The sequence below is a fragment of the Adhaeribacter rhizoryzae genome, from assembly GCF_008629685.1.
Lineage (GTDB): Bacteria > Bacteroidota > Bacteroidia > Cytophagales > Hymenobacteraceae > Adhaeribacter > Adhaeribacter rhizoryzae.
The window spans coordinates 37,938-64,366 of sequence record NZ_VWSF01000022.1; the positions used below are offsets into that span (position 1 = coordinate 37,938).

Genomic DNA, 26,429 nt, shown 5'->3' on the forward strand with positions numbered 1-26,429 from the left:
TTTTGGCTGGCTTTTAAATGTATAACCAAATAATATCTTTACTAAATGTAAAGCCAGGCGAAATTAGTTTGGTTAAGAAGCTTTTTCTGGTACAATTTTTCCTGGGTTTGGCTACCGCTTTTTTGTTTATCAGCTCGCTTACGTTATTCCTTTCGGCCTTCGAAATAAATTTATTGCCGCGGGTGTACATGCTGGCGGCTTGTTTGTTGCTGGGCGTTAATTATTTATATGCCCGCCTCGAAGAACGTTTAGCTCCGGAAAATTTATTAAAAGTAATTATTACACTTTCGGCAACATCCCTTATTATATACTGGGTTTGTATTTCCTTTATCAGTAGCCCCTGGCTTTCGTTGTTGCTGGCCGTCTGGAACATGGTAATTTATATGGTGGTGGGGTATGCTTTCTGGGGAATGGCGGCTGTATTGTTTAATGTACGGGAAAGCAAGCGCCTGTTTTCTATTGTGGGCGCCGGCGATATTCCGGCCAAATTGCTGGGTTATTTCTCGGTATCGGTGCTGGTGCCGGTTATTGCGGTCAAAAATTTAATCTGGGTTTCGGTAGCAGCTTTCCTCGTTACGTATTTTTTGCTGCATAAATATTCCCATTCCGCTAATTTTAAAGCTAATCAGCAGCACGGTTCCCCGGCCGGGCCAACCAGTCACGCGCACGGGGTAGTCGCCGAAAAATCGGTTGTTAAGCGCTTTTTCTATAACCAGCTTATTTTTGTTATTTCGTTATGGTCGTTGTTGGCCTATTGTATTTTCTCGATTATTGATTTTACGTTTTTAGCCGAAATTAAAAATCATTACCAGAACGAACACGAATTAGCCACTTTTATAGGTATATTTTTTGCCTTGGGCCGCTTTCTGGCCATTTTTATAAAAACGGTATTTAGCAGCCGCGTAATTGCCCGTTTGGGTTTGGCGAATGCCTTACTGGTTACCCCTTTTTTATTGTTGCTTATTATTGCGTACTTGTTTTTTTCGGAAGCCGGCTTGCGTACCCATTTGTATACGTTTGGGGGTATGGTGTTGCTCGCCGAAATATTAAAGTCGACCATACAGGAGCCGGTTTTCTTTATTTTGTTCCAGCCGCTTAATCCGCACATCCGGCTAAAAGGCCATTTAATTGCCAAAGGGTACACCTTGCCGTTTGCCTTGCTGGGGGTGGGTTTGTTTTTAACGCTTTACTTGCAGCAGCATGCGCATGTTAGTATTCCGTATGTGGTGCAGTTGCTGGCTGTATTATTGGTTTTATGGGCGTTAAGTGTACCGCTCATTAAAAAAGAATACCGCGATACCCTGGTAAGCGCCTTAAAAAAAGGCTACTTCTCTGAAACCGAAATGTTTTTAAATGATGCCAAAGTGATTGATACTTTGCTGCAGAAAATAAAGATTGCCAAACCCGTTGAAATAATTCACGCATTAAACTTGCTGGAACGGGCCGATTACCCCAAATTTAATTTGTTGTTGCTGGAGCAGTTAGATAATTCAGCGCCGGAAGTAAAAGAATATGTGCTTTCCCGGATTATTCAGAATAACATTTCCGAAGCGTTGCCCTTAATAAAAAAACACCTGGAAACCAGTGCTGACAGCCAGGTGCGGGTTTCTTTACAAAAAGCAATATTTTATTTAAGCGATAGTTTGCCCCAGGATTTGCTGGCTACTGCCCAATTGCTTGATTCTAAAAGTAAAAGAGCCGCTTTGGTGGGGTTATTGCAACGCAACGAAACCCAGATAAACCAATTGGTACAGCAAGAGTTAATTACATTGGCGAACAGCTACCACCCCGACGACCGTTTATTAGTATGCCAGGTAATAATGGAAACCCGGATGGGTATTTTTTCGCCGGTATTGGCTACGTTGCTGCGCGATGATAACCCCACAGTTTTTAATAATGCCTTAGAAGCGGTGGGCCGGGTAAAAGATTATTCTTTGTTTCCGGAAGCTTTTAAGTTAGCCGCCGAAAAGAAAGCTTACAATGCCCTGGCAATTGCCTTGCTCGAATACGGCGACGGTATTTTTGCCGCCAGAAACTTGCCGGCTGAATTGCCGGATAGGAATTTAAAAGAATTACTGGTTAAAGCAGCCGGCAAAATAAAAGGCGAGCATTCGACGCGGTTTTTACTGCAATTACTCACCACCGGCCATAGTAAACACATTGATAATTTATTGATTGAAGCACTTTGGGCAAAAAAAACGAAGACTCCGGACGAAGAGTCGCGGCATCAAATAGGATTCTGGATTGAAAATAAGTTAAGCCAGAGCCAGTTAAAAACATTTTATTTTAAACAATTAGCCTTTTGCAAAGAAGCAGCATTATTGCAAACAGCTTTACACTCGGAAATAAAACAAGATTTAACCGCCTTGTTAAAAGGTTTAGCCTTGTTGTACGATCGGTCGCAGCTAGATAGAATTATTCAGTTGTATCAATTAGGAAATCAGCATAAAATATCAAACGCTATTGAAATGCTGGAATTACTTTTGCCAAAAAAATATTTTTTGCAAGTAAATAATTTAATAGAATTACTGCAGGATATTAATAACGGGGTGCCAGTGGTTTTACCCATAAAAGCAACCCTAACCGCCGATAATATTGTGCAGGAAATATTGCTACAGAATAAAGCCGGGTGTAATGCCTGGACCAAGTCGGTAGCGCTGTACGAAGTGCCGAAACTACGGAATCAGCTCATACCGGCGCATGTTATTAACCAAGAGCCGGCACCCGGCGATGTGCTGTTCCGGGAAACCCAACAGTATGTTTTATCTGTGCTTACGTAAATACAAGAATGCTGCTGATAGAAAAAGTTTTGCTTTTACGAGCTTCGGAAATATTCTGGCAAACACCCGAACAAGAGTTAGTAGAATTAGCTGGTATATTAGAGGAAATATACCTGGAACCCGGCGTTACATTATTTGCCAAAGGAGACCCCGGAACCTGCATGTACTTTATTTTTAAAGGCAAAATACGGGTGCACGATGGCGGTTATGCGTTGGCGGTATTGGAAGAAAATGATTTTGTAGGAGAGTTATCTATTCTGGATGCCGAAAGCCGGTCGGCTAGTGCCACTACCGCCGAAGAATCTATTCTCTTAAAACTGGAACAAGAGCCTTTTTACGATATTATGATGAATAACGCCGAGGTGTTAAAAGGTATATTGAAAACCTTGTGCCGCCGTTTGCGCATTATGGATGCTAAAAGCGTTACCTCCCAAAAAGCTAGTGAAACAAACCCACTCGCTCTTTAATGGCCTGTAAATGCGCTAATTTTTTGGCCTGACGCCGCTGCAACGACGATTTGGTAAAATACCGATGACTTTCTAAAAAGCGAATCTGCAGCAAATCCCAATCCTGCTCGTTTTTTACAATGCCTTGCTCCAGAAATTCTAAGTACAGGCCGGCTGCAATCCGGTAAAAATCATCGCGGCCCAGGTAGTCCAGGTCGGCATCACAAATAATTTCTTCCAGTTTAGTTAACGGCGATTGCGGCACCTTGGTGGCGTTAATCATGCCATTAACCCGATTTATTTGGTCCGGATTAAACCCAAAATAAGTTAAATCGGCGGTAGCAATAGCACAACTCTTTTCTTCGTGCCCCGAGTAGATTTTCAGAAAGCCCACATCGTGGTACAATGCGCTTACCTGTAGCAATAATAGGTCATCGGGGTTGGTAATGTTTTCGTGTTCTGCAATTACACAGGCCTGCTCCAGCACATCCAGTGTATGGCCTAAATTATGGTAGGTCAGGTTTTGAGAAAGTCCGGTTTTTAATGTATGCAAAACATGTTGTTTTATGCGGGGGAATATTTCCATGGCAGGGCCCAGTAGCGAAAGTTCAGCAGATGTAGTCAGGTGTTTATGGGTGTAACCAGCAGTATAGCGGATTCATGCGCTAAAAAATTAACTTAAGTAATTTGGTAGCAATTTGGCTTATCTATTTGGTTAAATAATGAATGCTTTAATTAAGTATCTAAAATACTGGATATTTAGAGAATACAAAGCAGCGCCGCTATTATATTTTACGTAAAATTAAATATTACGATAATAAATAATTGGCTAACCAGGTTCTTCTCTAGCTATTGCAGGTTTATGGCTAATACGCTGTTGTTCTGCAAACCTTTTCGCTAATACTACTTACTAATAATTTTTAACGAAATAATAGCCGTTTACACCACAGGATAATCTAACTCAACCAGAAAGAGTGTTAAAAATATTAAATAAAATTTCTTTGGGATTTATATTATAATGCAATAATTTATTTATATATTACAAATATAATTGATGCCTGTTTAAACAAGTAAAATTTGAGTTGGTTTTAATTTATACTGTTTTTTAGTAGCGTAATAATTGATAAGTTATTTATTAACAGGTGTTTAACAATATTTAACCAATTTGCATTACTGCTTGCAATACCCTAGCTGCAATCAAAACCAAAAAAGATTTTAAGTTACTTCTTATAACAACATTGCTGCCTGCTTCTTTCGGCTTTTACCTTGTTTTGGTAGTTGCAGCTTTTCTATGCTAAATTTTATTTGGTGTAAAGTAAGTAAAATACAGCTTTCTGAATTATTTATTAGAGTTAAGGTCTTTTTAAGAAGAATAGGTATGAAAACGTTGATTGTTTTTCTTCTTAGTTTGTTTTTGCATATCCCCGAAAAAAGCTGGGCTTTTCCGCCCGGTATTAAATTAGCAAAAGCTACGGTTTATTTAACAGGCAGCCGGATTGTTAACGGCTTTTTATTTTCGGTAAATGATTCGAGCCTGGAAATAAGCCGCATTGGCGTAGTTACAAGTTTAAACCCCGAAGGCCGCAATAATCAGAAGTTAGCGATAAAAGATATTTCAGCGATTAAGGTCCGGAGAAGTGATTCTGCTAAAGCAGGAGGCATATTGGGAGGCATTGGCGGCTTAATTCTAGGAAGTATTATTGGGAATATTGCTTATAAGCCTTGTAATCCCACACCTGGATTTATTGGGTTAAGCGAATGTTCGTTTGAAATAATTGATAAAACAGGGGCCACGATTATTGGGGCAGGGTTGGGTGCTGCTACGGGTACTGGTATTGGTATTTTGCTTGGCAAGGTAAGTAAGCGTTTTCAGATAAGTGGCAATCAGCAATTATTTGAGCAGCACAAAAGTAATCTAATCAGTTACTTACCCAAAACAAATTAGTTGAAAACTAGCTTAAATATTAACTCCCGAAATAAATTATACTAAATATTAAGCAGGAATTGCGCTTTGAAAGCAACAAAATAATTACAACCAAAATCCACTCGCCGCGGTTATTCTGGAAGAATCTTATTGGCTATCTGCTAATAAGATTCTTCCAGAATGACCGCGATGGGAGGTATAGCCTTGGCTTTATTTAAAAGCGCAGTATGCATTTGATAAGGATATTAATACGGTTAGGGTTAAGAATTGCGCCTTTCTTACTACGCCATCTAAATTGTAATTCTTTTAATTTTTTCGACCCGTCGCTCCGGTAAAAGTTACATCCGGCCTTTATTTAACCTGAATTTTAAACCTTACTATTCCTTACTTACCTTCTAAACCTAGGCAAGTTTGAATATTCAGGCTATTAAAATTTGTAGATTTTTAATTTTTAAAAAACCTTAAATCAAAAGTTTATGAAAGCATTTTTAATACTTTTCCTGCCACGGCTTGTTAAGGTTACCGGTACTTTAGCCAGTACCATTCTTTTAACCATTATATTAAATTCTTGCGAAGAAGGCGTGCAGCCTGCCTCAGAAACTGAAAATCTGAAAAGTAAAACGCAATCAGATTTAAAAAGGCAAAAACCCGATATTATGGTATCGGCCGGCCAATCTATACAAGCGGCTGTAAATGCGGCTGAACCCGGCAGTGTAATTCTGATAAAACCGGGCGTTTACAAAGAAGCTGTTCTGGTAGATAAACCCAATATTACCATTAAGGGCAGCCAAAACGTAATTATTCAGAACCCCGGCAGCGCTGAGGATGGTATTCGGGTAACAGCCAACGGCGACGGTTTTAAGTTGTATGGGGTTACCTTGCGCGATTTTGAGGAGAACGGTGTGTTCATGATTCGGGCCGATGATTATGTGCTGAGCCATGTTACTACTATTAATTGCGGTGAGTATGGTTTGTTCCCGATTGCTTCTAACCGCGGCCTGATAGAACATTGCGTAGCCTCTGGCCACACCGATAGCGGCATTTACATTGGTCAGTGCGAAGACACGCAACTACTCCACAACAAAACTTACAAAAATGTAATAGGGCTGGAGATTGAAAATAGCTCGAAGGTTATCGCCAGCCATAACCAAAGTTATAATAATACGGCCGGTATGTTGGTGGTATTATTGCCCGGTTTGCGGGTTACTACCGCATCCGATATTCTGCTAACCCATAACCAGGTGGTAAATAATAATTTGGCAAATTTTGCCGAGCCGGGTGGCGGCTTTGAGAATTTTGTGCCAACTGGTACGGGTATTTTAGTAGTAGGCACCGATAATACGCGTTTGGTACAGAATCAGGTAATGGGTAATAATTTTTTAGGCATAGCGGTAGTAAGCACCCGGTTATTGGGTGGTTTAGCCGGCTTGCCATCCGAAGCTTTTAATTTAATTGAGCCAAATCCGGACGGCACCCGGGTTATTAAAAATGTAGTAAAAAATAATGGTGCTGCTCCGCCGACCAACCTGCCACTACCCGGCGCAGATTTATTCTGGGATGGCTCCGGTACAGATAATTGCTGGCGCGATAATATTTACACTATTAGTTTTCCGGCTGTTTTGCCCGCCTGTCCGGAAAGTTTTGTAGCTATTAAAAAGTAACGAACCAAAAAGCCGCACCAGTTAGGTGCGGCTTTCTTCTTCGTTAAAGTTGTGTTATTAAACCCCGATTAAATTAAAATTGCGCATTAGCTTTCTAATTAATATTTTCTAAAGAACACCCACTCACCACGGTCATTCTGGAAGAATCTTATTGGCTACCTACGAATAAGATTCTTCCAGAATGACCGTGGTGGGAGGCCTGGCCTTTGCTGTATTTTAAAGCACAGCAATCATTTTATTTTGGTATTACTTGCCAGTCCGGTAAAAACGCTACCTATTGCTTCTATGCTTTATGAACCACTTAAAATTTACTCGTAAGCTCATGGTTTAAGATTTTACTTTTTGGTAGTATTAATTACTTCCCGGAAAGCTGGTTTTGGTTGATAATTGCGGTCGAAGAGGAGCGGATAGCTGGTGCGGCCTTTAATGGGCCAGTTGTTTAGCCAGGAGTTGGCATCGGTTACGCCCCAGAAAGTTATGCGGTCAATTTTATCGGCGTGCTTCCGGAATAAGGCAAATAATTCGGTGTAGCGTTTGGTAAGTTTTTGCTGCACCGAATCGGGCAAGCCTTGGGTATAAACATTATATTTCTCGTCCTGGCCAAAAGTTTCGGCAATATCGGCCCCTTGCCGGCGGCTGGGGTTTGGCAGCACGTCAATATCAAACTCGGTAAAATTAACCTTTACGCCTAATTTTGAGAAAGCCACAATACTGGCTTCTATTTGGTCAATAGTTGGTACCGTTAAACCGTAGTGGCCTTGCATCCCAATGGCTTTTACCGGAATGCCTTTTGCCTGCAAACTTTTTACCAATTTTATGGTGCCTGCGCGTTTATCGGCGCGGTAAAGGCTGTAATCGTTGTAATATAATTCGGCTTTCGGATCGGCTTTGTGCGCGAACTCAAAAGCTTTGGCTGCAAAATCTTCGCCAATAATATCGAACCACTTGGTTTTTCGCATGCCGCCGTCCTGGTCGTTAATGGCCTCGTTTACCACATCCCAACCGTTAATCTTACCTTTATAGCGGCCAACAACCGCATTAATGTGGTCTTCCATCCGTTTCAGTAATACTTCGCGGCTAACCGGTTTGCCTGCTTCGTCTTCGAACACCCAGTTAGGCGTTTGCTGGTGCCAAACCAGCGTATGCCCCACAATAAACATTTTATTTTTCTGCCCGAAAGCTACGTAATCGTCGGCTGGTTGCCAGTTGTAGGCATCTGGTTTAGGATGTATTGGTCCCCATTTTAGAGAATTTTCGGGGCTAATGGTATTAAATTGCTTTTTAATTAAAGCAATAGCTTTTTCGTCGCGGCTGCTCACGTGGGCATTATTTACAGCTGCCCCCACGTAAAAATCCTTGGCAAAAGCTTCTTTTAAAGTAGGTTCCGATTTTTGTACAAAGCCCAGGCCAAACGCCGCCAAGCAAGCCGAGATAATTATTTTTTTCATTATTAATTGTAAAGCGTTGTAGCGATTTTAATAGAATGAATATTGATTTTAATGATAACCTTTACAACCAGAATACTTCTCTTTTAAATATTCTGGTTGTAAGACTAAAAAATTAATTAAATACCTGGTACAAATTTAGGTTCTAACTTCCTGTAATATTCCAGGGTGTTGTCGGTTTTGGGTAAACCGGCCGGAATTGGTCTTTTAGAGAAAGATTGAAAATACAACACGCAGGCATCGCGCCACCAACGGGCTTCTTTTTCCTGAATGCTCAAAAAAGTTTTCACGTGCCGGAAACGCTCCGGGTCTACGTTGGCTTCCTGGGCATTCCAGGTTTGTTGCATCTGTTTTACGCCCTCGGCACCTGCGTAATATCTATGGCAAAGTTCATCCCATAAATTGCGACCCGATTTTACTTTATAATCCCAGCTTACCCGGTGAAACCACAGCAGAAATTCTTCGGGGCAAGTAGCCAGGTTACCAAATTTTTGCGCTACCGGCGGGAAATATTGGGCAATGGCGTTACTGCCGCTGGCCGTACGGTCAAAGCCAATACCTTCGGCACTAGCCCGGTGGTAATAAACAGCCGTCCAGTCGGCGCGGTGTTTTTTATCTACCCAAGGCCCGGGGCCGTAGTGGTGGCTCCAGCCCATAATGTGGTGCAAGCCAAGGGGCGTCATGTAATTCACCAGCGTTTCGCGCGATTGCAGCATCATTTCCTTAACCGGCGAAACAAATTTTTCTTCGTTATTAAAAGTCATGCGCAGCCATTCGTCGGCAATAGCTTCGGAAGTTAAGGTATGATCCCAGGCCAGCCGCCCAAACGTGTACCAGTTAGATTGTCCGAACATGTGGCCAGTCCAGTTGCGATCGTTGCCAATATTGGTTACGCCGGCCATGCCGGTAAGCTGGTAGTTGTGCAAAGTGCCATCTACTACTTTAGCTACTGTAGAACCGGCGCCTTTGGCGTGGGTATCGGCATCCAGAACTTCTTTGTACAGCGGCGCCTGGTACACCAGATTCGTAGCCTGACCTAAATATTCCTGGGTAAGCTGAAACTCCATCATGAGCGGGGTTTGGGGCATGGCACCAAACAACGGGTGAAAAGGTTCGCGGGGCTGAAAATCTAGCGGACCGTTTTTAACCTGCACCATTACATTTTTCCGGAACTGACCATCTAAATGTTTAAACTCGTTGTAAGCTTGTTTTATCCGGTCTTCGGGTACTTCGTTGTCGTACACAAAAGCGCGCCACATTACAATGCCGCCTTTGGGGGCAACGGCATCGGCCAGCATATTGGCGCCATCGGCGTGGGTGCGTTTGTAGTTCTGCGGACCGGGCTGGCCTTCGGAGTTAGCTTTTACCAGAAAACCGCCAAAATCCGGAATGTAGGTATATATTTCTTCGGCTTTAGTTTTCCACCAAGCTTGAACTTGTGCATCTAGCGGGTCAGCGGTTTTTAAGCCGCCAATTTCAATGGGAGCACTAAAGCGGGCCGTGAGGTAAACTTTTAAGCCGTACGGCCGGAAAGCATCGGCCAGGGCTTTTACTTTCTCCAGGTAAGGTTTGGTTAATATTAAGGCGTTGGCGTTTACGTTGGTTAATACGGTGCCGTTAATACCAATAGAAGCATTGGCGCGGGCATATTCCAGGTAACGGTCGTCGATATAATCGGGTAATTTATGCCAGTCCCATAACGAAAAGCCGGCGTAACCCCGTTCTACGGTACGGTCTAGGTTGTCCCAGTGGTTCAGAATACGGTGCTGCGTTTTAGGGGCATTACTAATATTTAGCTGGTCTACAGGCTGGTGGGTTTGAATTAATCGCAGAAAATGAAAAACGCCGTAAAGTGCCCCCACATCGGAATTAGCCGCAATAACGGTGGCTTTTTTGCGATTAACGGTTGTGGTTAATATTAAATAACCTTCTTTGCCAACCGAACCAAGTTGTTGATTTAAGTTTAAAGCAGCAATGGCCGGGGAATTTTGCGGTGTACCCACCAGCAAACTGTTAGCCTGTTTTAGCATATTACTGTTGCCAATATTTTTGCCTAATAAACCTTGCAGCCCTTGTTGTAATTCTTGTTTGGCTACGGTAAGCGTGGGGGAGCTACCTTCAATAACTACCTGTTGTACGCGGCCCTGGTATTCTTTTAGTTTTTTAGCATCCTTTACCAAATCGTACCGTTGCCAGAGGCGGTAACCATCTTCGGCGTAAGCACCTACGGATAGGCCGGCCAGGAGCAGGAGTAATAAAAGGGTTAAGGCAATCTTGTTTTGTATCATAAAATTTTACCTGATTCTGTGTTTTTATAATTAAGGTTGCTACTGCGGGCAGCCATTTGGGTTAAAATATTATTGGGTGGTTAAATCTGCAGTAAAGTTTAAACAAGTGTTATTTATTAAGAGAATCGCTTCGCAGCGAAGATGCCCGGATAACCAACTCCGACCGCAGAATAATGGTATTGGTGCTGTTAATATTTGAAGTGCCGTTTAAATGGCTGATCAGGTTTTGCGCGGCAACTTCCCCCATTTCGTAGCCCGGATAATCAACGGTAGTCAGGTTTGGTTCTACCACCTTCGAAACCGGATCGTTGTTGAAACCGGCAAAAGCAATATCCTGCGGAATGGCAATACCGGCTTGTTTCAGGGTTTGCAGGCAGCTAACGGCACAAGCATCGTTGGCGGCAAATACCCCATCGGGTAAAGTATTCATCTGCAAAATTTTTTCGGCAGCTGCTATGCCATCTTCCACGCTAAGATTCGTCTGAATAATTAAATTATTATCTAGTTCCAGGTTATGGTCTGCTAAGGCGTATTTATAACCTTTCAGGCGATCGGCGTAAACGTTTCTTTTCAGGTTACCCGTAATATGCACAATCCGTCGGCAGCCTTGCCCGATTAAATGCGAGGTTACTTCCTGGGCGGCTTTTACATTATCTATAACAATGCCGGTGCATTGTTTATGGTTAAAAACCCTATCGAAGAAAATAACCGGAATGCCTTTTTTCAGGAAGTCTTTAAAATGCTCAATATTGTCGGTGTCGTAAGCCAGCGAAACCAGCAAGCCGTCTACGCGGCTGTTAAACATGGTTTGGGCATTGGTAGCTTCTTTTTTAGCAGTTTCCAACGATTGACTGATAATTAAGTTGTAACCGGCATCGTTGGCTACTTTTTCCATACCCGCTATAACCGACGACATAAAATTACTATTGAGCCGGGGTACAATTACCCCAATGGTATTGGTGCGTTGCCGCCGCAAATTACTGGCAAAAGTATTAGAGCGATAGCCCATTTCTTTTGCCATGTTAAATATTTTCTTCTTAGTTTCTTTATTTACGGCCGGATGGTCGTTCAGGCCCCGGCTAACCGTGGCCGGCGAAATATTCAACTCCCGGGCTATATCATAAATGGTAATCTCTTTATTACCTGTACTGAGTAGTTCCATATATACTGCGGCCACTAATTACAACTAAAGCTGTAAAGTTGTTGTAATCGGTTGCAATATAAAAAGGTATTCCTGTATTTACCACAACAAAGTATAATTTTTAGAAATAACCTTGGTTAAACTTGCCTTTTATAAAGGTGTTTCTGTATGTATATTAATTGTTTACGATATTTATATTCTAAAGTATTACTATAAGCAGTCTTACTTGCATGTATAAAGTGTAAATATTGTCTAAGTCTGTAATATTTATCTGGATAATATCAAAGAACATTACAATTTTACAATTGATTAATTAGAGCTAACAAATGTTTTAAATATTATTTAATAATATTTGTGTTTTATGAATATAAATTTAATAGATTATAATTTTGGTTGCAATATTTAAAAATTAAGTAAAATTATGCTATGCAATCGATTGTAATTATAGTAATTCTTATGATATTTAAAGCCTGAAAGACAATTTATTGCTGATTTTAAGCAGCTTAACCTTTGGTACAACCTAACGGGCTGAAACAAGCAGGTAGTTACAAAAGCGTTAAACGGCTACTACTTAAATTATTAAATCCTTAATTAATTTATGATGCATTACGTTTTACAAAAAGTTCCAACTTCTGCTACTCAGAACCATCGGTTTCTGAGGCTGAAGTTGATAGTTGTTACGGCCTTATTCCTGTTTTTAGGATTGGCCTGGTCTACGGTGCAGGCGCAGAGCCGGCAAGTATCTGGCAAGGTAACGGAAGCTGGGGGTGGCGCATTACCCGGGGTTACGGTACAGATAAAAGGTACTACCAACGGAACCGCCTCTGATGCTGAAGGTAACTTTACGCTTGCGGTTCCGGATAATAATGCGGTGCTGGTTATTAGTTACGTAGGGTATGTTGCGAAAGAAGTAACGGTAGGTAACCAAACTACTATAAATGTGGTTTTAAGCCCCGATGCAAAAGCTTTGGAAGAAGTGGTAGTAGTGGGTTATGGTACCCAACGGGCAGAAGCCGTAACCGGTTCGGTTGCATCTATCAGCGGAGATGTGCTACGGGAAGTGCCGGCGGGAAATATTACGCAGGCCTTGCAAGGGCGTTTGCCTGGCGTTGAATTTTCGCAGACATCATCCCAGCCAGGCGCTTCTATGCAAATCCGAATTCGCGGTACGCGGTCGCTTACTGCCAGCAACGACCCGCTGGTAGTATTGGATGGTATCCCGTATCCGGGCTCTATCAGCGACATCAACCCGAATGATATCCAGAGCATAGATATTTTAAAAGATGCCTCCGCCACGGCTATTTACGGTTCGCGCGGCGCTAACGGTGTGGTATTAGTAACAACCAAAAGTGGTAAAATCGGGCAGAAACCCCAAATAAGCTATAACAGTTTCTATGGTGTAAAAGAGGTTTTCTCTAAATTTCCGATGATGAACGGCCAGGAGTTTGCCGCTCTCCGTAAGGCAGCCGGTTTGTATAACAACTCATTAGATGAATCTGATGATGTTAATACCGATTGGCAGGATTTATTATACAGAAGAGGGGCAACCCAGAGCCATGACTTAGGCGTTTCTGGTGGTACCGAAAAGGGGCGCTACAATTTTAGTGCAGGTTATTTTAATGATCAAGGTGTAATTCCTACCCAGCAATATAACCGTTATACTATGCGTGGTAGTCTTGATCAGGGTATTGGTAATTATATCCGCGTAGGTTTTACCACCAACAACAACTATAACAAAACCCAAGGAAACAACGTGGGGCTGTATGGTAATTTAAGCAATTCGCCGATTGCCAACCCCTATAATACAGACGGCACCCTGAAAAGAACCATCAAGATGCCGTTAGATGAAAGCTTTGTACTTACCAGAGATATAATAGAAGGCTTAAGTGACAGGTGGTTAAGCGAAACCAAGGCTTTTGCTACCTATAACACCTTATTCGGGGAGGTACAAATCCCGGGCGTAGAAGGTTTAAAGTATCGGGCCAACCTGGGCTTGAATTACCGGCAGTCGCAGGGTGGCGGCTACACCGCACGGGGAGTTAACGCCGTTAACGCGGAAACCCCTTCCACGGGTTCGGTTAGTAACAGCGTTACAACCGACTGGACCATTGAAAACTTACTCACCTACGATCGCACCTTTGCCGGGAAGCATAATGTAAATATAGTAGGCTTGTACTCTGCTTCGCAAACCGCCTTCAACAGGTCCCAGATAGCGGCAATCGATATTCCGTCGGATGCTTTTCAATATTACAACTTAGGTAATGCGGCCGGCGAAATTACAGTTGCCCCGGGCGAGCAGCAATATACTTTAAGCGGCTTGATGTCGTGGATGGGCCGCGCGATGTACTCCTACGACGACCGTTATTTATTAAGCGCTACCGTCCGTTCCGATGGTTCCTCTCGGCTGGCTCCGGGATATAAATGGCATACCTATCCGGCCGTTTCGGTAGGCTGGAATGTTGCCAGAGAATCATTTATGCAGAACGTGGGTCTGGTAAACATGTTAAAACTGCGGGTAGGTTATGGACAAACCTCTAACCAGGCGGTTAATCCATACGCTACTCTGGGCCTTTTAAGTACCCGGCCATACAATTTTGGCCCTACCAACTACCAAACCGGTTTCTATGTATCCCAAATACCTAACCCAAATCTGGGATGGGAATATTCTCAGACCTTTAACTATGGCTTAGACTTCGCTATCCTGAATAATCGCCTGTCAGGTACGGTAGAATATTATAGAACAAAGACCAAAGATTTGCTGCTAGGGGTTAACCTGCCGCCTACATCGGGCGTGGGCAGTATTGTGCAAAACGTAGGGCAAACCCAAAACAAAGGAATAGAACTTTCGCTTAACGGCGTAATTTTGGAAAACCTTAATGGCTGGACCTGGGAAGCCGGTGTTAATTTGTACGCCAACCGCAACAAAGTGGTAGCGCTGGCTTCCGGACAAGATAGAGATGAATCTAATTGGTGGTTTGTCGGACATCCTGTGAATGTAATATTCGACTTTGAGAAATTAGGTTTATGGAATGCAGAAGACCCGCACCGGAATATTCTGGAGCCAACCGCCAATGCTGATGAAACACTAGGTTCCATAAGAGTAAAATATACCGGCACTTTTAACGCAGATGGTACACCCACCCGGGCTATCGGACCCGCTGACCGGCAAATTATTGACGTGAATCCCAGATTCCAGGGAGGCTTTAATACCCGCGTTTCTTATAAAGGATTTGACCTGAGCGCGGTAGCGGCCTTTCAAAACGGCGGCATCGTTAACAGCACCATCTACGGCTCGGGAGGCTATTTAAATATGCTGAGCGGTCGCCGCAATAACGTAAAGGTAGATTACTGGACACCCGAAAACACCGATGCCGCTTATCCAAGACCCGGCAAATATTTAAGCGGCGACAATCCGAAGTATGCCAGTACCCTGGGTTATTTCAATCACTCTTACCTGAAAATACGCACTGTTTCGCTTGGTTATAACTTTAACAAAAACGACTGGATGCAAAAGGCCGGTGTAGGTAACCTGCGGCTTTATGTTACTGCCCAAAATCCATTTGTGTTGTTCTCGCCTTATCATAAAGAAACCGGTATGGATCCCGAAACCAACTCATTTGGTAACGAAAATGCAGCCGTAGCGCTTTCCGGAAACCTGAGACGCATTTTGACTTTAGGCACCAACTCACCCGCCACGCGGAACTACCTGGTAGGCTTAAATGTAACATTTTAACGAAAAGCACCATGAAAAAACGATATAACATAAAATCAATTATAGGAACAGCCGCCCTAACCTTATTTCTGGCGGGATGCTCCGATATTTTAGAAGAACAACCGCGAAGTATTTATGAACCCGGTTTTTTTCGTACCGAAAGAGGTGTTCAGGGAGGATTAACTTCTATGTATGCCCACTTGCGTTATATATATGGGCAAGCCTACTACTATAATGCTACCCAAACCGGTACCGACGAAGTAACATGGGCCCAGAGTGCGGATCAAAACTTTAAGGTAATGGATCTGTCGGGTCAGGGAGAACTGAATGCTGCCAGCAGCCGGGCCGATGTATTGTGGGGAGCCGCATTCTCTAACATTAATACGGCTAGCGGTATTATCGAGAATGCTGCCGAAGTAGGAACAATTTCAAATGCGCTGATTGGCGAAGCCAGGTTCTTCCGCGCATTCGATTACTTTCAGTTGGTGCAAACGTTTGGCGGGGTTCCTTTAGATTTAGGCGCCGGAGAACTAAAGTTTAACACCAACGCGGTGCGGACAGCCGTACGCAACACGGTACCTGAGGTTTATACCAAAGCTATATTCCCGGATTTATTGATTGCGGTAAATGATTTGCCAGAAACCCCACGTGTTACCGGAGGGGCATCTAAAAATGTTGCGCGCCATTATTTGGCAAAAGCCTATCTTACTTACGCCTGGTGGCTGGAAAATCCAAACAATATTCCTACTTACCCGGAAGCTCCGCGCACTGATCCGGATGGACACAATGCCCAGTGGTACTTTCAGCAGGCATACGACGTAGCTGCAACCGCCATTAATAACCCTGGCCCGTATGCTTTACAGCCTACTTACTACGATGTAAACCTAGGATCAAACGACCGCAACAAGGAAACAATGCTGTACGCCGACCATACGGAATCGAGCCAGTTTTATAACGGCGGTAGCCTTACTTTTGGCTCTGGCGGTGCTCCCGATAACTTTGCCGGCTGGATGATGACCTGGAATTATACCGAGCTCAGAAGTGGCGCCGATCCAAACTGGGCGGCTTCCATCAACTCCGTTCAGCGGGAAGCAGTACAAGCCTTAGGGCGCCCTTGGACCCGGATGGCTCCTACCATTGGGGTATTTACCAACACCTTTGCTGATAAAACAAATGATTCGCGCTACGATGGTACCTTTACCACCGTTTTCCGGGGCAACTGGCCCAAAGCCGGCGATACAAAAGCGGTGGTATATAATGCCAATAGTTTGCCGGTTAGCCCAGGCGGAGCAATATTAACTTTCCTGAACGACGAACCCGCTACGCCTATTACGTATCCTAACGGAGCAGGCAGAAACGGTATTGGTGCCGGTGAATTACCCGGCAGATCTGATTTTGTAATATCGCCGCAAGGCATAAGCAGAATTGTATATCCCGGTCTTTGGAAGCTTGGACCTTACCGTACCGACAACGGCAATGGATTAGGCCAGCCAAATGCGGGCAGTACCCGGCCCTTTAACATTGCTAAATATTCAGAGTTCTACTTTATAGCGGCCGAAGCTGCGGTAAAGGGTGCCGCTACGCAACCGGGTAAAAGCGCCAGAGATCTGATTAACGTTATTCGGGCCCGTGCCGGCAAATGGCGCTGGGATAACAACGGCAATACGGCCAAAGTAGTAGATAATAGTGCAGCGATGATTGCGGCTACGCCCGCCACTATAGATATTAATTATATTCTGGCAGAACGTTCGCGGGAGTATTTTGGTGAAGGATACCGCTGGTTTGATTTGGTGCGTACCCAAAAATGGACGGAACTGGCTTCTACTTACCAGATTGCCGGTGTTGCAAAAGGAGATCATAAAGCGGTTACCGTAACGCGTACCATTCAACCATTCCATTATTTGCGCCCAATTCCGCTCGGGCAGCTGGATGCAATGCAAATGACCGCCGAAGAAAAAACCAAATTTCAGAACCCAGGCTATTTGTAATTGCTAGCTAAACAAGGTGTACCAGTCCGGTACACCTTGTTTATTTAAAAGCCTGCCCAAAGGCCTGTTAACTATTTTAAAAAACCAAAAGCTGGCCTGGCGCAAAACCACTGCTTACAGTAATCCTGAAAATTTAAAAACAGGCAGACTTAATACATAAAAAATAATTACTTTAGGCACTTACTTATGCAGTTAATGCTCATTAAGTAAACACCCGCTTCCTTTATTAAAATTGAAATTCCCGAACTCAGATAAAAATTATTAACCAACTATCCACCAGCTTGCGCTCATGAAATTATTTTTGAAAAGCTTACTCTTTTGTTTAATAATAGCTTCTTTAACGGCTGCCGCTCCCCCGCAGAACGGTGCTAAAGTAAACTGGAAAAATGTAAAAGTTTTGGTGTATACCAAAAACGGTAAAGGTTATGTGCACGATAATATACCTTTTGCGGCTAAAAGTATTCAGAAAATGGGCCAGGAGAATGGGTTTAAAGTAGAAGTAACCGAAGACCCGGCAATATTTACCGAAGACAAACTAAAAGATTTTACCTTAATTATTTTTACCAGTACCAACAACGATGTATTTGATACCGATGCCCAAAGAACGGCTTTCCGGCGCTACATACAAGCCGGCGGCGGCTTTGTAGGAGTGCACTCGGTAACCGGTACCGAACGTAACTGGACCTGGTTTAAGCAAATGGTGGGCGGAACTTTTGTCTGGCATGCCAAAAACCAGGTATTTAATGTAAAATTAATTGATCCATCGCACCCCACCATGCAAGGTTTGCCTAAAGTTTGGGAACGCAGTTTAGGCGACGAATGCTATTTTACCAAAGAGCTTTACCCGGGCATAAAAGTTACCATGGCCCACGACTTAACTTCTTTTAAAGCTTTAGATGCCGCCGATGCCGAAAAAGTTAAGCAATATTCTGGCCCTTATAAAGATTTGTTTCCGGCAGTTTGGTACCAGCATTTTGACGGCGGCAATATTTGGGTTACCACCCTGGGCCATAACAAAGAATACTACCAGGAACCTATGTTTTTAAAGCACTTATTACAAGGCATCCAATTTATTGCTGGCCAAAGCAAAAAACTCGATTATACCAAAGCATATGCCCAATCGAAAGATGCGCCCGTGCGGTATTAAATTTTATGCCTAAATTAACCTATACTAAAATTATCCACCAACTATAGTAAACTTATCATGAATAAAAATGAGCATGAATTAAATAGCAGAAGGGAGTTTATTAAAAAAGCAGCAAAAAGTGCTTTGGTTACTTCCGTGGCTATTACCGGCTTTCCTACTATTGTGCCCGCCTCGGTATTTGGCAAAAATGCCCCCAGCAACAAAATTAATATTGGGCAGATTGGTATTGGCCGGATAGCCCGGGGCCATGATTTACCCGAAACCTTTAAATACGATGTGGCCCGGATTATGGCCGTAGCCGACGTAGATAAAAACCGGCTACAAAGCGGCAAACAAATGATAGAAGGTTGGTACGATAAAAAAATGAATACCAAAGGCTACCTGGATGTAAAAATCTACGACGACTATAAAGAACTGCTGGCCAATAAAGATATTGATGCGGTTATGATTAGCACCCCGGATCACTGGCACGCCCAACCCGCCATAGAGGCCGCAATGGCCGGCAAGCATATTTACCTGCAAAAGCCAACTTCCCTTACCATAGAAGAAGGCCGCCAAATGAGCGATGCCGTGCGTAAATCAGGGGTTACGTTTCAGTTGGGCAGCCAGCAGCGTTCTATAAATCCGTGGCCGCAGTTTAAAAAAGCTTGCGAGCTGGTCCGGAATGGCCGTATTGGTAAATTATTAAATGTGCATGTAGGTTTACCTTCTGACCCTGCCGGTGGCAGCACCGCCGAAATGCCGATTCCAGAAAATCTGAACTACGACATGTGGCTGGGCTCTACCCCTTATATTTATTATACCGAAGAGCGGGTGCATTCGCAAAAAGACGTTAATTCCCGTCCGGGGTGGTTGCGCTCTGAGCAATTTGGGGCCGGTATGATAACCGGTTGGGGTGTTCACCACATAGATATTGCGCATTGGGGTATGAATACAGAACTAACCGGCCCCATTGAACTAGAAGCAAAATTTGCAGATTTCCCGAAAAAAGGATTATGGTCGGTGCACGGCGATTATGCCGTAGAATCGAAGTATGCTAACGGGGTAACCATGTTTATAAACAGTAAAAACCCGAACGGTATTAAGTTTGAAGGCACCAACGGCTGGATATTTGTTACCCGTGGCGAAGGCGGCGTTACCGCCTCAGACCCAACTTCCGGTGGCAAACAAAACAAAGCCTTCACGGCCAGCGACCCCAAAATATTAACTTCCGAAATAGGAGCCAAAGAAACCCACCTGTACGCCAGCCCCGAGCAGCACGGCAATTGGCTCGATTGTATCCAGAACAAAAAAGAAACCATTAGTCCGGCCGAGGTGGCCCACCGTTCGTGCAGTGCCTGTTTGCTGGCGCACGCTGCCATGAAAGTGCCGGGCAAACTATATTGGGACCCTAAAAAAGAAGAATTTAAAAATAATGCCGAAGCCAATAAATTACTCTCCAGGCCGCAGCGTTACCCGTACGGTACTAATTATGTAGTCAACAGAAAAAGCTAATTCGTATTTGCCATTTCTAATTTTAGAATTTATAGCAACGGATAAGAATATAATCTGAAGCTGTTTAATATTTCTGACTCGAGCAGAATCTGGTGCCATTGGTGGTGTTATCGCTGCTAATTCTAAAGCTTCTGCCAAACTGCTTGCTGGTGCCTCCTTCGCGAGGGCAGCGGGTTTAACCAATATTTAAAATGCTAAACAGCTTCACATTTTAATTTAATACAGGCTATTATAATATCGAAAAGAAAACTGGGAAATATTCAACTGGGTTTCTTTAATATATTGCCGCTGGTAATTTTTGCCTAGAAAATCCAAAACCGCCTTTTAAAAATATTATATAAAATATAAATGTTTAACCTAACAGATAAAGTAATTGTAGTAACGGGTGGCACCGGCATTTTGGGCGGTGCGTTTATTAAAGGCATAGCCGATGCCGGTGGTAAAGTAGTAATATTGGGCCGGAACGAGGAAGTGGGACGCGAAAGGGAACAAGAAGTAATATCCGCTGGCGGAGATGCTTTGTTTATTCCGGCCGATGTTTTGCAACAGGAAGACTTGGAAAAAGTCTGCCAGCAGGTGTTAGATACCTTTGGCCGGATAGATGCTTTGGTTAATGGCGCCGGTGGCAACGTGGCCGAAGCGGTAATTGGTCCCGATAAGGATATTTTTTCGGTAAATATCCAAGCCCTGAAGCAGGTTTTCGATTTGAACCTGTACGGTACCATTTTACCCACTACTATTTTTGGCCGGCACATGGTAACCAATGGTGGTACCATTATTAATATTTCTTCGATGGCTGCCCAGTCGGCGATAACGAGGGTACTGGGCTACTCTATGGCAAAGGCCGCCGTCGATAATTTTACCCGCTGGATGGCAGTGGAACTGGCAAACCGCTACGGCGATAAAATACGGATGAATGCCATTGCGCCCGGCTTTTTTGTAACCCACCAAAACCGCAGTTTATTAACTACCCCCGATGGCGGCTATACGGCCCGCGGCGAAGCCGTTATCCGTAACACCCCTTACAAACGGTTTGGCGAACCCGAAGAACTGATTGGCACCTTAATTTGGTTACTCAGCGATGCCTCTAAATTTGTAAGCGGCGAAGTAATCTGCGTAGACGGTGGCTTTTCGGTGTTTTCGGGCGTTTAGTTAAATATTTAATTCATTTTACAAATAAAATAAGGAAGGTACAAGGACTTCAAATTCTGTCATTCAGGAGGAAACTATGTTGTTACTTGCCAAATAGTTTCCTCCTGAATGACAGGGGTGGACTCCTGTAATTAATTATAGCTAACTAGCAAATAGGTTATTACATAAATCATTTAAACAATCCATGAAATTGCGAGAAACTTGGCGTTGGTTTGGTCCGCAAGACCCGGTAACGCTGCAGGATATTAAACAAACCGGTGCCGAGGGTATTGTAACGGCCTTGCACCACATTCCGCACGGCGAGGTTTGGCCCATAGCAGAAATACAAAAGCGGCAGGCCGAATTAGCTGCTTATGATCTTACCTGGGATGTGGTAGAAAGCGTAACCATTCACGAATCTATCAAAACCCGCACCGGCGATTACCAGCGCTATATCGATTTATACAAAGAATCTCTGCGGAATATTGCCGCCTGCGGCATTAAGATTGTAACCTACAATTTTATGCCCGTAAACGACTGGACCCGCACCGATTTGGATTTAATAATGCCCGATGGTTCCAAAGCGCTTTACTTTAACTGGTTCGATCTAGCGGTATTCGATATTCATATTCTGCAAAGAGAAAATGCCCGTCAGGATTATTCTGAGGCAGTTTTGGAGGAAGCGGAAAAAAGATACCAAAGCTATACGCCGGAAAAATTAGATTACCTGGTAAATATTGTCATGTTCGGGATTCCGGGTGAGAAAAAACAGACTTTGGAAGAAATGCGGGCAAATTTGGCCCGTTACCAAAATATTGACCGCACCGTACTACGCGAAAACCTGAAATATTTTCTGCAGCAAATAGCGCCGGTAGCCGATGAAGTAGGAATAAAACTGGCCATTCACCCTGATGATCCGCCGTTTAATATTTTGGGTTTACCACGCATTGTGAGTACCGCCGAAGATTTAGAATTTATTTTATCAGCCGTACCCAACCCAAGCAATGGCATTTGTTTCTGTACCGGTTCGCTGGGCGCTAACCCCCATAATAATTTACCCGCAATGGCCCACATGGTAGGTGACCGCATTCATTTTGTGCATTTAAGAAATGTTAGAAAAGACGAACACGGCAATTTTTACGAAGACGACCACCTGGGCGGCGACGTAGATATGTACGCCGTAATGAAAGAAATCTTAACCGTTCAGCAGCAAGTAGCGGAGCCCATTCCGTTCCGGCCCGACCATGGCCACCAAATGATGGATGATTTGCAGAAAACCACTAACCCCGGCTATTCCTGCATTGGCCGGATGCGCGGTTTAGCTGAACTGCGTGGCTTACAAGAGGGTATTTGTCGTTCTGAAAACTGGGTTTAGAAAGAAGTTAGCAGTACGCCAAAAGATGAATAAAGTAAACCTTAAGAAATCTAAAAGTAAGGAATATCAATCAGCAAAGATTAAAAGGTATTGGATGATTGATGTTTTTGCCTTTCTTATTTGTTTCGCAGCAATGTTTGGAATTGGCGTAGTAAGCTTTGACAATATTTTACAAGGGACTAAATTTTTTATTTTATTTGCCTTAGCAGGACTCATAATTTCAATGATATTAGTTTGGCTATTGTTTGCAATCTTGCCGAACTTAAAAAATTATGAACGTACCTCTAAATATATTTCGACTAGTCTCATTTTTATTGGCCTTACATTGCTTGTTCCTGAAATTGCTGCTTTTATTAATGATAGATTTAGCTTAACTGCTGAATGTTCTGATTATAAAATACAGAGAAAATCCTTAGGAGGTAATCGCTCAAAGACTTATTGGATATATGTAAATATAAATGGTCAAGAGGAGCGTATTGAGCTTTATAAAACAAAGTGGGAACAGTACAATGAAAATGAACCAATTACACTTTGTATGGCAGTAGGCTTTTTGGGATTTGAAGTGATTAGAATAAGCAATAATAGTAGATAAAATAAAGCCTTCTACTTAACAAAAGCTAAAGTACGTTTAAACGCGTTCTAGTCCAGTCGTTAAATACTACCTATAATAATACTATAAGCCCCGGTACCTGATGTTGGTGCCGGGGCTTTTATATAAATAATTCAGGGTTAAAAAATATACCGGATAGGGCACCACGGAATAATTTCCTGCTGCAACTGCTTAAATTCTTCTATTAATTGGGCTTTTAGCTGGTGCTGGTAGCGCACGTTAATACCGCCAAACTGGCTGCGCTTAGTTTCCTGCGTTGCCGGTGTCCAGATTAATTCCTCGGCCTTCGGGTTGATGCTTAAATTAACTTCGTGTTGCCAGAAGTTATGCGTTAAAAATATTACTTCAGAACTCATTTGGGCTTTTACCTGCGGGTGCACTGCTTCGTTTAGTTGCGCAAATAATTCGCGGTAATCATCCTGCCAGCCTTCGTAAACAATCACCGGCGAAAAGTTAACATGCACCTCGTAGCCGGCCTGGTAAAAATCGTTGATGGCGGCAATGCGCTTGTCAACAGAATCAGTGCGCACATCTACCAGCTTACTTACTTTATGGGGCAATAAACTAAACCGGATGCGAACTTTGCCTTGCGGATCGTAAGTAAGCAAATCGGGATTCACGAACTTGGTAGCAAAAGTGGCAAAAGCCTTCGGGTGCTGCCGGTAAAAATCTACAGCTACTTTTACATTATCCGAAATAGAAGCATCTACCGAAATATCGGAGTTACAGCCAATATCGTAGGTGTAGTACAAGGGGTGGGTTTGGTTAGGCACTTTGGGCCAAACCTGCTTTTGCACGTGCTTATCTACCGCAGCCAATATTTCTTCGGTGTTGGTAAACAAGGTAATCGGGTTTACGGGCTTGTTCCGGTCTACGTAGCAATAAGCACAAGCGCCTAAACAGCCGTTGGCTAAGCTAGGCGAAATAAAATCAGAACTCCGGCCACTCTCTTTGCAAATTAAGGTTTTTAAACGGCCCAACACCAGCACATTAGACTTTACCTGGTAATGGTTGCCGTCTAAACCCGGCAAACGGTTATGTTGCTTTATTTCTTCGCGGGCCGCATCCGGGTAAGTTGCCAAAGCCTGTAAACCGCGCGCGTTCAGCGCATCGGGGGTATATAATATTGTAGAAGGATTGAGTTTCTGCATACAGGATTATAACAGGCGCCACGGGGGCTTGGTTCAGCTTGATGTTATTTAATGTTGTTGGTAATCAGTAGTTTATAAATAATATTTGAGCTGATTTAGCATGCGTTTACCTGCCTGAAATCAGAGGAAATAATATTATAATCGGGCTAAAATCTGGGTCTGATTACGCTAATAAACCAGCAAACCTATTTAATGTTTTTGTAGTTTTTAAGCGCATTTTTTAAGAAGAGTACGCCGGGTAGGTGCTAATCCATAAACCACTTAACGTATTTGGCTTTTTTCTGATAGGGCGGATACCGCAACGGAATATCTAATTTGGTAGTTGCTTTTAAAACGCCTTTGCTGTGCGTAAACGTATCGAAACTGTATTTGCCGTGGTAACTGCCCAGGCCGCTGGTGCCAACGCCACCAAAAGGTATAGCCGGATTAGCTAAATGTAATACCGTGTCGTTTACGCAGCCACCGCCGAAGCGCACTTGCTGCATTATATAATTTTCGTTTGCCTTGCTATTGGTAAATAAATATAAAGCCAGCGGGTAAGGCTGCCGCGCAATCATCTGGGGCACTTCTTCCAGGCGCTCGTAGGTTAGGATGGGCAAAACAGGGCCAAATATTTCTTCCTGCATCACTGGGTCATCGGGGGTAATATTATCCAGCAGGGTAGGTGCAATATATTTGTCTTTTTCATCGGTTTGCCCGCCAAGTAAAATCCGGCCATTATTTAAGAATTTGGTTACAGCTTCGTAGTGTTTTTTATTTAGCATGCGTGGGTAATCCGGACTTTGGGCCGGATCTTCCCCGTAAAAATCTTTTAAGGTTTCGGCCATTAGGCGCACAAACTTTTCCTTAACAGATTGCTGAATTATTAAATAATCGGGGGCAACGCAGGTTTGGCCGGCATTCAGAAATTTACCCCAGGCAATGCGGCGGGCGGCTACCTTTAAATTAGCGGTTTCGTCTATTACGCAAGGGCTTTTACCGCCTAATTCTAATGTTACGGGGGTTAAGTGTTTAGCGGCCGCCGCCATAATAATTTTGCCTACTGGTACGCTGCCCGTAAAAAAAACATGGTCGAAAGGGTAGTTTTCCATTAGGACCGGTACTACCACCGAACCAACGCCCTGCACCACGGCAATATATTCCGGCGGAAAAGCATCCTGTATTATTTTTTCAATAGCCTGAGCAGTATGGGTAGTTTCTTCGGAAGGTTTTAAAATGGCGCAGTTTCCGCCGGCTATGGCACCTACTAGCGGCGAAATCAGGAGTTGGAAAGGATAATTCCAGGGTGCAATAATAAAGGTAAGTCCCAGCGGGTCGCGGTATATTTTGCTCAGGGCAGGCTGCGCTATCAGCGGTGTAGAAACGCGCTGGGGTTTCATCCAATCTTTTAAGTGCTTTAGGGCATAATTTATTTCTTCGTAAACAAAACCTATTTCGGTGGTGTAGCTTTCGGTCGGCGACTTTCGCAAATCCTGGTACAGAGCTTCGGTTATTAGAGCCTCGTGCGTACGAACAGCTTTTTTCAGGCGCAACAATTGCTGTTTCCGGAAAGCATAACTTCTGGTTTGGCCACTCTCGAAAAATTGCCGCTGCTGTTCGTGCAATTTATGGTAGTCGGGGTTTGGCGCTTGGTTCATAACAGATAGCTTTTATTTAAAAGGTTGCTGCTATAAACGTTTGTTGTAAGTACAGGTTAATTACCTGGCTATACCGCAATGGTTAAGTTCGCGCTGCTGGTATATTTCTCGCGCAATAAATGCATAAACAAAAATTGGGTTATTTTGTGGTGTTTAAATTTCAGGCGGAATATTAATAAATGGTATTTGTTTGGTATGGCTGTTTTGTTATTCAGAAATTTGTATGAAATTGTGCCTGATTTACACATGTTTGATGCAATTGTAGAAGGTAAAAGCTATTTAAATTAATGTTAAAATAGTATTTTACACATTAGAATATACTTAAAAATAGGTATTTTAATTTAAAGTGTAATTAGCTTAATTTGTATTATAAAATTAATGACCCTTTCCTTAAAACACCATCATGAAACAGATTTCCGAATTTAATTATGTATTTATTACGCTTTGGCTAGTTGCCTCTATAGGCGTTGCCAAAATTCACACTATCTGGAGAAGAAGA

General features: G+C 43.2%; 17 protein-coding genes. 11 read left to right on the forward strand and 6 right to left on the reverse strand.

The features are described 5' to 3' along the window. The first annotated feature begins 17 nt into the window (after positions 1-17). Together F0145_RS20915 and F0145_RS20920 are read left to right on the forward strand one after the other, a co-directional pair. Entirely contained in the window at positions 18-2,780 is a 2,763-nt protein-coding gene (locus F0145_RS20915; protein WP_150091625.1) for an MFS transporter, read from the forward strand. Between the two features lie 8 nt (positions 2,781-2,788). Then, positions 2,789-3,247 carry a Crp/Fnr family transcriptional regulator gene (locus tag F0145_RS20920; RefSeq protein ID WP_150091627.1) on the forward strand — a complete coding sequence of 153 codons (459 nt, stop codon included), beginning with the start codon at positions 2,789-2,791 and terminating at the stop codon, positions 3,245-3,247. Here the strand turns inward: F0145_RS20920 and F0145_RS20925 are convergent. Continuing rightward, positions 3,219-3,812: an HD domain-containing protein gene (locus F0145_RS20925; RefSeq protein WP_150091629.1), complete on the reverse strand. Its 594-nt coding sequence runs from the start codon at positions 3,810-3,812 to the stop codon at positions 3,219-3,221. The two genes, F0145_RS20920 and F0145_RS20925, sit on opposite strands and share 29 nt — an antisense overlap. 792 nt (positions 3,813-4,604) lie before the next feature. Between F0145_RS20925 and F0145_RS20930 the strand changes: the two genes are divergently transcribed. Together F0145_RS20930 and F0145_RS20935 are read left to right on the forward strand one after the other, a co-directional pair. Continuing rightward, positions 4,605-5,171 carry a hypothetical protein gene (locus F0145_RS20930; protein WP_150091631.1) on the forward strand — a complete coding sequence of 189 codons (567 nt, stop codon included), beginning with the start codon at positions 4,605-4,607 and terminating at the stop codon, positions 5,169-5,171. Positions 5,172-5,626: 455 nt separating this feature from the next. Next, positions 5,627-6,811 carry a parallel beta-helix domain-containing protein gene (locus tag F0145_RS20935; protein WP_150091633.1) on the forward strand — a complete coding sequence of 395 codons (1,185 nt, stop codon included), beginning with the start codon at positions 5,627-5,629 and terminating at the stop codon, positions 6,809-6,811. 335 nt (positions 6,812-7,146) lie between these two features. Here F0145_RS20935 and F0145_RS20940 read toward each other — a convergent pair whose 3' ends face one another. The 3 genes from F0145_RS20940 to F0145_RS20950 all read right to left on the reverse strand — a co-directional run bounded on the left by F0145_RS20940 (position 7,147) and on the right by F0145_RS20950 (position 11,706). Next, complete coding sequence (locus F0145_RS20940) at positions 7,147-8,259, reverse strand: endo-1,4-beta-xylanase (RefSeq protein ID WP_150091635.1); 1,113 nt, start codon at positions 8,257-8,259, stop codon at positions 7,147-7,149. 116 nt (positions 8,260-8,375) lie between these two features. Next, complete coding sequence (locus tag F0145_RS20945) at positions 8,376-10,544, reverse strand: alpha-glucuronidase family glycosyl hydrolase (RefSeq protein WP_150091637.1); 2,169 nt, start codon at positions 10,542-10,544, stop codon at positions 8,376-8,378. A gap of 109 nt (positions 10,545-10,653) precedes the next feature. Next, positions 10,654-11,706: a LacI family DNA-binding transcriptional regulator gene (locus F0145_RS20950; protein WP_150091721.1), complete on the reverse strand. Its 1,053-nt coding sequence runs from the start codon at positions 11,704-11,706 to the stop codon at positions 10,654-10,656. Positions 11,707-12,283: 577 nt separating this feature from the next. On the opposite strand from F0145_RS20950, the gene F0145_RS20955 reads away from it, so the two are divergent. The 7 genes from F0145_RS20955 (at position 12,284) to F0145_RS20985 (ending at position 23,124) form a co-directional block, all read left to right on the forward strand. Next, the gene (locus F0145_RS20955) at positions 12,284-15,418 is read left to right on the forward strand and encodes a SusC/RagA family TonB-linked outer membrane protein (protein ID WP_223816185.1); all 3,135 of its coding nucleotides are present in this window, start codon (positions 12,284-12,286) and stop codon (positions 15,416-15,418) included. An 11-nt stretch (positions 15,419-15,429) separates the two neighbouring features. Further along, positions 15,430-17,385, forward strand: a complete 1,956-nt coding sequence (locus F0145_RS20960; RefSeq protein ID WP_150091639.1) for a RagB/SusD family nutrient uptake outer membrane protein — start codon at positions 15,430-15,432, stop codon at positions 17,383-17,385. 289 nt (positions 17,386-17,674) lie between these two features. Next, positions 17,675-18,532 carry a ThuA domain-containing protein gene (locus tag F0145_RS20965; protein ID WP_150091641.1) on the forward strand — a complete coding sequence of 286 codons (858 nt, stop codon included), beginning with the start codon at positions 17,675-17,677 and terminating at the stop codon, positions 18,530-18,532. Positions 18,533-18,589: 57 nt separating this feature from the next. Then, positions 18,590-20,026 carry a Gfo/Idh/MocA family protein gene (locus F0145_RS20970; protein WP_150091643.1) on the forward strand — a complete coding sequence of 479 codons (1,437 nt, stop codon included), beginning with the start codon at positions 18,590-18,592 and terminating at the stop codon, positions 20,024-20,026. 348 nt (positions 20,027-20,374) lie between these two features. Beyond that, positions 20,375-21,178: an SDR family oxidoreductase gene (locus tag F0145_RS20975; RefSeq protein WP_150091645.1), complete on the forward strand. Its 804-nt coding sequence runs from the start codon at positions 20,375-20,377 to the stop codon at positions 21,176-21,178. Positions 21,179-21,362: 184 nt separating this feature from the next. Continuing rightward, the gene (uxuA, locus tag F0145_RS20980) at positions 21,363-22,532 is read left to right on the forward strand and encodes a mannonate dehydratase (RefSeq protein ID WP_150091647.1); all 1,170 of its coding nucleotides are present in this window, start codon (positions 21,363-21,365) and stop codon (positions 22,530-22,532) included. 25 nt (positions 22,533-22,557) lie between these two features. Then, entirely contained in the window at positions 22,558-23,124 is a 567-nt protein-coding gene (locus F0145_RS20985) for a hypothetical protein (protein WP_150091649.1), read from the forward strand. Between the two features lie 137 nt (positions 23,125-23,261). Here the strand turns inward: F0145_RS20985 and F0145_RS20990 are convergent, their stop codons facing one another. Beyond that, complete coding sequence (locus tag F0145_RS20990; protein ID WP_150091651.1) at positions 23,262-24,293, reverse strand: spore photoproduct lyase family protein; 1,032 nt, start codon at positions 24,291-24,293, stop codon at positions 23,262-23,264. A gap of 245 nt (positions 24,294-24,538) precedes the next feature. Further along, positions 24,539-25,930, reverse strand: coding sequence for an aldehyde dehydrogenase (locus F0145_RS20995; RefSeq protein WP_150091653.1), 1,392 nt, complete (start codon positions 25,928-25,930; stop codon positions 24,539-24,541). Positions 25,931-26,429: the final 499 nt, after the last annotated feature.